Source organism: Streptococcus sp. GMD6S, assembly GCF_000297015.1.
Genome location: NZ_AJRH01000217.1, coordinates 1 through 759 on the forward strand (window position 1 = coordinate 1; position 759 = coordinate 759).

At 37.2% G+C, this 759-nt stretch carries 1 protein-coding gene and 1 pseudogene; both read right to left on the bottom strand.

Annotated elements, in window-relative coordinates:
• A partial coding sequence (locus tag GMD6S_RS13080) for a YSIRK-type signal peptide-containing protein (RefSeq protein ID WP_008294959.1) occupies positions 1–137 on the bottom strand: 137 nt, incomplete at its 3' end.
• A 241-nt stretch (positions 138–378) separates the two neighbouring features.
• A pseudogene (locus GMD6S_RS09775) lies at positions 379–759 on the bottom strand (DEAD/DEAH box helicase); the annotation flags it as partial.

Genomic DNA, 759 nt, shown 5'->3' on the forward strand with positions numbered 1-759 from the left:
GTAGATGCCGGTTGTGTTGTTTCATCTGCAGACACTTGTCCGACCTGAGCAAAAGCAAACAAAATTGCTACAGAAGCCAACCCAACTTTCATTTTACGGAATGAAAAACGTTGTTGTTTCATAAATGATTTATCCATAGAAGTCCCCTTTTCTTTTCACGGATCAAATGATATAATCCGATTGTTTTATAGTATGATAACACAATTTTGTATAGTTTTCAATTTTTTTCCTTATGATTTCAATAAAATATTGCTCTAAAAAAGGTTTTAAAGCAATTACTGTTTTATAAATCAAATTATTTAAAATATATAATTATTATCTCCTTTGAATATTTCCGGAAATAAAAACTCAGTAGAATCACCTGATTCTACTGAGTTTTTAAAATGTTTGGCGTTTGGCTTTTCGCTCAGCACGCCCACGTGCGCGATTTTCAGCACGCTTGGTTTTGCGGCGTTTTTCATCCACCGCCCATTGAATCTTCTTCTTATAGCCAGGTTTGACTTTTTTCTTTTTCTTTTTAACCAAGCCAATCATTTCAATATCAAGCTTATCCTGCTTCTTTTCACGATTAGCACGACGATCACGGTCATAGGTATCTTGAAACTCTCCGTCTTTGACCATCTTAGGAGTAAACTTGATCCCTAATTTCTCCAACTCACGGATATCCGAGTCATCACTAGGCTGGTAAAGGGTAATCGCTGTACCAGGCAGTCCGTTGCGCCCAGTTCGTCCAACACGGTGAACAAAGAAAGACAAGTC